The organism is Iodobacter arcticus, assembly GCF_042664895.1.
Lineage (GTDB): Bacteria > Pseudomonadota > Gammaproteobacteria > Burkholderiales > Chitinibacteraceae > Iodobacter > Iodobacter arcticus.
Map to the genome: position 1 here is coordinate 201,106 of NZ_JBHTBQ010000011.1, position 7,833 is coordinate 208,938.

A 7,833-nucleotide genomic window follows, 5' to 3' on the forward strand; every position below is an offset into this window, starting at 1 on the left:
AAAATCATGTTATTAAAACTAGAAAATCCCCGTGCCCGGCTGATCGGCATGGCCGTGCTAGCGGTGATCATGCTTATCCTGCCCTTTGTATTAACGGGTAGCTTTGAAAGCGGTAAATCGTGGATTCGCACCATCGATTTTGCCCTGCTCTATATCATGCTGGCACTCGGACTCAATATTGTTGTGGGCTATGCCGGGCTATTAGATTTAGGCTATATCGCCTTTTATGCGGTGGGCGCTTATTTATACGCCATTCTTAATTCACCCCATCTGGCAGCCGTATTACCCGCTTGGCTCATTTACCCCTCTTTCCCGGTCATGATTGCTATGGCAGGGCTGGTTGCGGGCATCTTCGGGGTTTTGCTGGGATCCCCCACCTTAAAACTACGCGGAGATTATCTGGCGATTGTAACGCTGGGATTCGGTGAAATTATCCGCATCTTTATGAACAACCTTGATCGCCCGATCAATATCACCAATGGCCCGCAAGGGATTAACAATATCAAGACCGTGCAGATTGCAGGTTACGATTTTGGTCGCCCGATTGAGTTTTTAGGCCTGTCTTTTGAAAAAGTGCATCTTTACTACTACTTGATTTTAGCCTTCTGCCTCTTGATTATCTTTGTCTCAGTACGCTTGCAAAACTCCCGTATTGGCCGTGCATGGGTTGCGATTCGCGAAGATGAAATTGCTGCCAACGCCATGGGTATCAATACCCGCAATATCAAGTTGCTCGCTTTTGCGATGGGCGCGAGCTTTGGCGGTGTATCAGGCGCTCTATTTGCCAGCTTTCAGGGTTTTGTTTCACCAGAATCATTTGTGCTGATGGAATCCATCATGGTGCTATGTATGGTGGTATTGGGCGGCATGGGGCATATTCCTGGCGTAATTTTAGGTGCAATTATTGTATCGATCACACCAGAGATTTTGCGCGATGTAATCAACCCGCTACAACACGCCCTTGTTGGCCGCAAAGTGGTCGATCCGGAAAACTTACGCATGCTGATTTTTGGTCTTTCCATGATTGTGATTATGCTGCTGCGCCCTGAAGGCCTCTGGCCCTCCCAGCGCCGTAAAGCAGAGTTTCATGAAAAAGATGAAGAGGCAAAAGCATGAGCGAATTACTTCTAAAAATTGACGGCATTACCAAGCGCTTTGGCGGTCTGCACGCCCTATCCGGTGTAGGCCTAACCATCAATAAGGGTGAGATTTACGGCCTGATCGGCCCCAATGGCGCAGGCAAAACCACGCTATTTAATGTACTAACCGGCCTTTATCAGCCTGACGAAGGTAGCTTTAGTTTTAATGGCCTGGATTTATTCCGCCAAAAGCCAAACGTAGTCGTTGAATCTGGCATTGCCCGTACCTTTCAGAATATTCGCTTATTTGCCAATATGACCGCACTAGAAAACGTAATGGTTGGCCAGCATGTGCGAACTCGCTCTGGCATTTTGGGCGCAATTTTCCACAGCCCTAAGGCAGTCAAAGAAGAAAATGATATCCATAACAAAGCCACTGAATTACTGGCTTATGTGGGCATCAGCAAGCATGGCAAAGAGCTAGCGCGTAATTTGTCTTATGGGGATCAGCGCCGCCTAGAGATTGCCCGTGCATTGGCAACCCGCCCTACGCTGCTGGCGCTGGACGAGCCTGCGGCAGGGATGAACCCAAAAGAAACAGACGATCTTAAAAAACTGATGGAAAAGATCAGAAACGATGGCGTCACCATTTTGCTGATTGAACACGATGTAAAGCTGATGATGGACCTGTGTGATCGCATCGCGGTGTTGGATTACGGCAAGAAAATCGCTGAGGGTGTGCCCAACATGGTAAAAAACGATCCACGCGTGATCGAGGCCTATCTAGGGGTTGCTCCAGAATGAACAAGCAATTACTGCAAATCAATACAAGCCAAATCAATAAGCTGCAAGTGGCGTTTCAAGGAGTTGCAAGAGCATGAGTGGCCCATTACTACAAGTAAAAGACCTGAAAGTGGCCTACGGCGGGATCCACGCAGTAAAAGGCATTGATTTAGAAATTAACCAAGGTGAGCTGGTTGCGCTGATTGGTGCCAATGGCGCGGGTAAAACCACCACGCTTAAAACACTGATCGGCATGTGCAACCCCAGCTCTGGCGAAATCTTATTTGACGGCAAATCGACGGCAAAAAAGCCAATTTACGATTACGTTAAGCAGGGGCTGATTATGGTGCCTGAAGGACGAGGTATTTTTAGCCGCCTGACCGTTGAAGAAAACCTTTTAATGGGGGCTTATACGCGCAACGATAAAGCAGGTATTGAGCATGATCTGGAGCGTGTTTACTACCTCTTTCCCCGCCTGAAAGAACGTATGAAACAGCTGGCAGGTACGCTGTCCGGTGGTGAGCAGCAGATGGTTGCAATTGGCCGCGCTATTTTAGGCAGGCCTAAGCTCTTGCTACTGGATGAGCCATCGATGGGCCTGGCACCCATTATTGTGCAAAAGATTTTTGAAATTATCAAAATGATCGCCGCCGAAGGCGTCACCATGCTGCTGGTTGAGCAAAACGCCAAACTGGCACTACAAACCGCCAACCGCGGCTATGTGATGGAATCAGGCAAGATTACGCTGGCCGACACCGCAGCAAACCTCTTGGCCAACCCAAAGATTCAGCAAGCGTATCTGGGCGAGTAAGCCCCGCATTTTAAGCCGCACACAACGAGCCGCACACTGCGGCTCGTTTTTTTATGCCAAGCATCTCAAAATCAATCCTCTCCATTTAAACCATTCTTGGCTAAAGCCGCTCCTATGGTATTTGTACTTAAATTGGCAAGGTTTGGCTTCAAAACGTACCTAGTGCTAGCCTTCAAGCATCGTAGAGACATACAGAGTGGATATTATTTAAGCCACACAGAGCAACAAGGGAAGATCGCTTTCTAACTTCCCTTATATAATCCTGCCTGCTTCATCTCTACTCCTCTGGAAACTCATGCATTCTGCCGTACTTGCTAAAAATGCCATTGCAGCCTGGCTCTTACCGCCCGGCCTTTTTTTACTCTTGATTGCCATTGGCCTGCTCCTCATTACCCGCAAGCCTCGCCTGGCCCGCAGCCTTATTGCAAGCAGTCTGCTATTGCTCACAACACTCTCCATGCCGCTGGTGGCCAATGCACTCCTGCTGATGGTTGAGCCACCAGCACTCAAGCTTATTCCAGACGATGCCATCGCGATTGTCAGCTTAGGCGGCGGAAAACGTTTTACGGCTTACGACCAAATTGAAGGCGAGACGATCAACAATGCCACCTTAATGCGCCTGCGTTATACCGCCCAGCTGGCAAAAAAAAGTAAATTGCCTGTCTTAGTCAGCGGTGGAAAACCATTGGGTGGCATCAGCGAGGCCACACTGATGGCCGATATTTTGCAAAAAGAATTCAATACCCCCGTACGCTGGGTAGAAAGTGAATCAGTGGATACCCAAGAAAATGCCAGCTTAAGTGCTCAGCTTTTGCCTAAAAACGCAAAAATCATCCTTGTGACTCAGGCTGTCCATATGCCACGCGCGCAAAGTGCATTTACCAAGCAAGGATTTAACGTTATTCCAGCGGCAACTGATTATGCAAATCAGGAGACATTATCTATCTTGTCATTTATGCCAAAAGCACAGGCAATGAGCGACAGCAGCTTCGCCCTGCATGAGCTTTTAGGCATGCTCTGGTACAAGCTACGGCCTTGATGGCCTTCTTTTTTACTGAATATAATATTTCTCGCATAAATAAAAACCACTGACCTACGACTCCCCAAGCCTTATAAAACAAGGCTTGGCGCATAAAAAAACCAACATTGTCCTTAATAGCAAAGGCATGTTGGTTTTTTTACGCCATTAATACCAACAAACATAAAAGTAAATTTTGCAACAAATAAACAAAATTGCAACAATTCACAAAAAATGCGCTAAACACTCAACAACCAGAACAAAATTTAACAAACAAAATATAAATTAGAACATCATGCTAATAATAAATTATTTACATGAAAAATTATTTATTGATGCGGGTCAAAAAACGTACTAAATCCAACATAAAGGACAGGATATCGGGAGTAAAATCCACATCAACTTATCAAGACAAGAATTTTTTATCATGAAGATCTCGATAGACCTCGACACGCTTTCAAGCTTTCTCTCTCAAGTACTAGGCACACATGCAGAGATTGCGGTGCACGATATGACCCAGCTGGAAAACTCCCTGCGCATCATTAAAAACCCAATTTCCGGCCGTGAGCCAGGTGCCCCCGCTACAGACTTTGCCCTGCGTCTGCTGCGCGAATGCCAAGACAGTAGCAAAGCACCTTTTCGCACCAATTATCCCGGCAAGACGCTCGATGGCCATCGTCTGCGCAGCTCCAGCATGCTACTTAAAGACGAAACCGGCACCTCAGTTGCCATGCTTTGCATTAATCGCAACGATCATCAACTACAACACGCCAGCGAATTGCTCCATCAGTTTTTTCAGCACGAAGAAAATAGCCCGAGCGAAGAGTTACTCAGCCATTCGGTAGAGCAATTAGGCGACGATATTATTCAGCAGGCCTTAGCCAGCTACCCTATCGACGCCAAGCACTTAAGCAGTGCCGATAAAAAAGACATTGTGCAAAAACTAGAACAAAACGGTGTTTTCCTTGTGAAAGGATTTATCGCCAAAACGGCTTCATTACTGGCTATTTCAGAGCCCACGCTTTATCGCTACTTAAAAAACAACAACTAAATCACTATTTTTTAATCGAGAAAACATCATGTCTGATACCACACTCAATGATCTAGCGCTGCCACACAGCGCAGCAACATGGACCAAACAAGATACGGTCTGGATGCTTGGCCTCTATGGCACCGCGGTTGGCGCGGGGACTTTATTCTTGCCGATTAATGCGGGGATTGGTGGCTTATGGCCATTGATTATGATGGCGCTACTGGCCTTGCCAATGACCTTTTTTGCACACCGAGGGCTGAGCCGATTTGTGCTTTCTGGATCAACTAAAGATGGCGATATCACCGAGGTAGTAGAAGAGCACTTTGGCAAGGGCGCAGGCAAACTCATTACTCTGCTTTATTTCTTTGCCATCTACCCCATTCTCTTGGTTTACAGCGTGGCGATTACCAACACGGTATTGTCTTTCCTCACCCATCAAATGCATATTGCCGTAGGCACTGATCTCGTCACACGCGGTATTTTTGCGCTGTGTTTGATTTTGGGGCTGATGTCGATTGTGCGATTAGGTGGTGATTTTATTGTTAAAGCCATGAGCGTACTGGTCTACCCCTTTGTGATTGCGCTGATGGTTTTAGCGGTTTATCTAATCCCAAACTGGAATAGCTCCGTGCTTGATCATGCAGGCAGCCTAGGCGATGCACTGAGCAGCGGCTCTTTCTACAAAACGCTGTGGCTAGCGATCCCGGTGATGGTGTTCTCGTTTAACCACTCACCTATCATTTCTTCTTTTGCTGTGAGCCAAAAAAAGCTGCATCCAGGCAAAGAAGACCAAGTGGCTTCTAAAATCTTGTTACACAGCCATATCATGATGGTGTTGTCGGTGATGTTCTTTGTATTTAGCTGTGTATTTAGCTTGGCTCCTACCGATTTGATTGCCGCTAAAGCGCAAAATATTTCAATATTGTCCTACCTTGCTAACCACTTTGATAACCCGGTGATTGCATGGCTTGCTCCGATTATTGCCTTTATCGCCATTACTAAATCCTACCTTGGTCACTACCTTGGCGCAAAAGAAGGCCTGCATGGCTTGGTAATCAAACAATTGCGTGAAAAAGGTAAAACCATTTCAACACCTAAGCTTGAACGTTACACCTCGATCTTTATGCTGATTACCACTTGGCTAGTCGCCACCATCAACCCAAATATCTTGGGAATGATTGAAACACTAGGCGGCCCAGTGATTGCGGTACTGCTGTTCCTGATGCCGATGTACGCCATCCGTAAAGTGCCTGCCATGCGTAAGTATTCCGGCGCAGCCAGCAATGTGTTCGTTGTGCTGATTGGTGTGATTGCCATCTCTGCCATCTTCTTTAGCCTCATGTCCTAGCCGCCTATCGGACATAAGACTGTCCTACTACGAAAACGCCGGACTTGGCCAGATTTCGATGCTTTTCTCATTAAACAGCCAGATCAAAATCTGTCTCAAACCGGAAGTTCTCTCGCTACGAACGCTTATGTCCGACAGGCCGCCCAATATATACAGCCTGCACTCATGCAGAGCAGGCTGTATTCACAAGGAAGTAGCCATGTTTAGCACTTTAGATATCTACAAAATTGGCATTGGCCCGTCAAGCTCGCACACCATTGGCCCCATGAAAGCTGGGCATCAGTTTTTAGGCACACTTAAAGAAACAGGGCAGTTTAATGCGGTCACCAAAATCGCAGTGGATTGCTACGGCTCGCTCTCCCTTACAGGAAAAGGCCATTGCACCGATCACGCCATCATGCTGGGCCTAGCAGGCAATTTGCCCGACACGATTGATTTAGACAATATGGCTAGCATCGTGCACGAAGTAGAGCAAAATGGCACGATCAGCCTAGGCCGCACTCAGCAACGCGTAGGCTTTAGCTTGGTGTTTCAAGACAGCTACCTACCCCTACACGAAAACGGCATGATGATCCGCGCCTTTGTCGGCGATGTTTGTTGCCTGAGCAAGACTTACTACTCAATTGGTGGCGGCTTTATTGTTGATGAAGAGCACTTCAATCAAGGCAGTTGCAACGATATTCCCGTGCCGCATCACTTTTTAAGCGCGGATGATTTGCTCAATATGTGCGAAGACAGCGGCCTATCTATTTCTGCCCTTGTTCTCGAAAACGAAAAAGCATTTCACGACTTAAGCGAGATCAAAGCCCACTTCGTCCGCGTTTGGAGTGTCATGCAAAGCAGTATCGAGCGCGGCATGAAAACCGAAGGCAATCTGCCAGGCCCAATGCGCATTCCCCGACGCGCTCCTGCGCTACATCACCTCTTGACTAGCTCGCTTGATGTCGCCAATGACCCACTCAATGTGATGGACTGGGTGAATATGTACGCGATGGCGATGTCAGAAGAAAACGCCGCAGGTGGCCGCGTGATTACCGCTCCCACCAATGGCGCTTGCGGCATCGTTCCTGGCGTGATGTCCTACTACAATCACTTTATTCAGCCACTGGATGAAGAAAGCGCACTGCGTTTCTTCTTAGCCTCTGGCGCAATTGGCTGCTTGTATAAGCTCAACGCATCCATCTCTGGCGCTGAAGTAGGTTGCCAAGGTGAAGTCGGCGTCGCCTGCTCTATGGCCGCTGCTGGCCTTGCTGAATTGATGGGAGGCAGCCCTGCCCAAGTCTGTATGGCGGCCGAAATCGCCATGGAACACAATCTGGGCCTCACTTGCGATCCAGTCGGCGGACAAGTGCAAATTCCATGTATCGAGCGCAACGCGATTGGCGCAGTTAAAGCCATCAACGCCGCCCGCATGGCCATGCACCGCAGCAGCAGCCCCAAAGTGTCTTTAGACAAAGTGATTGCAGCGATGTACGCCACGGGCAAAGACATGGACGCAAAATACCGCGAAACATCTTGCGGCGGACTCGCCCTGCAAATTACCGCCCCTGCACTAAAAACTATTACTTTTGTTGATAAAGCAACTTGCGAGCATTGCGGTTAAAAATTGCCCGCCCTTATTTAATAAGGGCGGAGTAACTTTTTAGAGCCAGGGTAATCCTCCCACAAAACCAGCTCATTTTTAAGTAGAATTTTCTCGCAGTCTTTGAGGAGCTCTACATGAAAGCAGCACGTTATTCCGACAGCCAGATTATGGCGATT

The 7,833-nt window shown here is 47.7% G+C and carries 7 protein-coding genes; all 7 read left to right on the forward strand.

The window, feature by feature from the left end:
* Positions 1-6 precede the first annotated feature (6 nt).
* On the forward strand, positions 7-1,116 hold the full coding sequence (locus tag ACFQNF_RS07130) for an ABC transporter permease subunit (RefSeq protein WP_380187260.1): 1,110 nt from the start codon (positions 7-9) through the stop codon (positions 1,114-1,116).
* Positions 1,113-1,883 carry an ABC transporter ATP-binding protein gene (locus ACFQNF_RS07135; RefSeq protein WP_380187261.1) on the forward strand — a complete coding sequence of 257 codons (771 nt, stop codon included), beginning with the start codon at positions 1,113-1,115 and terminating at the stop codon, positions 1,881-1,883. The genes ACFQNF_RS07130 and ACFQNF_RS07135 overlap by 4 nt, the downstream gene beginning before the upstream one ends.
* A gap of 73 nt (positions 1,884-1,956) precedes the next feature.
* The gene (locus ACFQNF_RS07140) at positions 1,957-2,673 is read left to right on the forward strand and encodes an ABC transporter ATP-binding protein (RefSeq protein ID WP_380187262.1); all 717 of its coding nucleotides are present in this window, start codon (positions 1,957-1,959) and stop codon (positions 2,671-2,673) included.
* Positions 2,674-2,968: 295 nt separating this feature from the next.
* Positions 2,969-3,712, forward strand: a complete 744-nt coding sequence (locus ACFQNF_RS07145) for a YdcF family protein (RefSeq protein ID WP_380187264.1) — start codon at positions 2,969-2,971, stop codon at positions 3,710-3,712.
* 406 nt (positions 3,713-4,118) lie between these two features.
* Positions 4,119-4,742, forward strand: a complete 624-nt coding sequence (locus tag ACFQNF_RS07150; protein WP_046353261.1) for a helix-turn-helix transcriptional regulator — start codon at positions 4,119-4,121, stop codon at positions 4,740-4,742.
* A 28-nt stretch (positions 4,743-4,770) separates the two neighbouring features.
* The gene (locus ACFQNF_RS07155; protein ID WP_380187265.1) at positions 4,771-6,072 is read left to right on the forward strand and encodes a serine/threonine transporter; all 1,302 of its coding nucleotides are present in this window, start codon (positions 4,771-4,773) and stop codon (positions 6,070-6,072) included.
* Positions 6,073-6,271: 199 nt separating this feature from the next.
* Positions 6,272-7,675, forward strand: coding sequence for an L-serine ammonia-lyase (locus tag ACFQNF_RS07160; RefSeq protein WP_380187266.1), 1,404 nt, complete (start codon positions 6,272-6,274; stop codon positions 7,673-7,675).
* Positions 7,676-7,833 lie beyond the last annotated feature (158 nt).

What these genes read in the sequence shown, in the direction of transcription:
- ACFQNF_RS07130 (WP_380187260.1), top strand. Translation starts at nt 7, where the DNA reads ATGTTATTAAAACTAGAAAATCCCCGTGCCCGGCTGATCGGCATGGCC.
- ACFQNF_RS07135 (WP_380187261.1), top strand. Translation starts at nt 1,113, where the DNA reads ATGAGCGAATTACTTCTAAAAATTGACGGCATTACCAAGCGCTTTGGC.
- ACFQNF_RS07140 (WP_380187262.1), top strand. Translation starts at nt 1,957, where the DNA reads ATGAGTGGCCCATTACTACAAGTAAAAGACCTGAAAGTGGCCTACGGC.
- ACFQNF_RS07145 (WP_380187264.1), top strand. Translation starts at nt 2,969, where the DNA reads ATGCATTCTGCCGTACTTGCTAAAAATGCCATTGCAGCCTGGCTCTTA.
- ACFQNF_RS07150 (WP_046353261.1), top strand. Translation starts at nt 4,119, where the DNA reads ATGAAGATCTCGATAGACCTCGACACGCTTTCAAGCTTTCTCTCTCAA.
- ACFQNF_RS07155 (WP_380187265.1), top strand. Translation starts at nt 4,771, where the DNA reads ATGTCTGATACCACACTCAATGATCTAGCGCTGCCACACAGCGCAGCA.
- ACFQNF_RS07160 (WP_380187266.1), top strand. Translation starts at nt 6,272, where the DNA reads ATGTTTAGCACTTTAGATATCTACAAAATTGGCATTGGCCCGTCAAGC.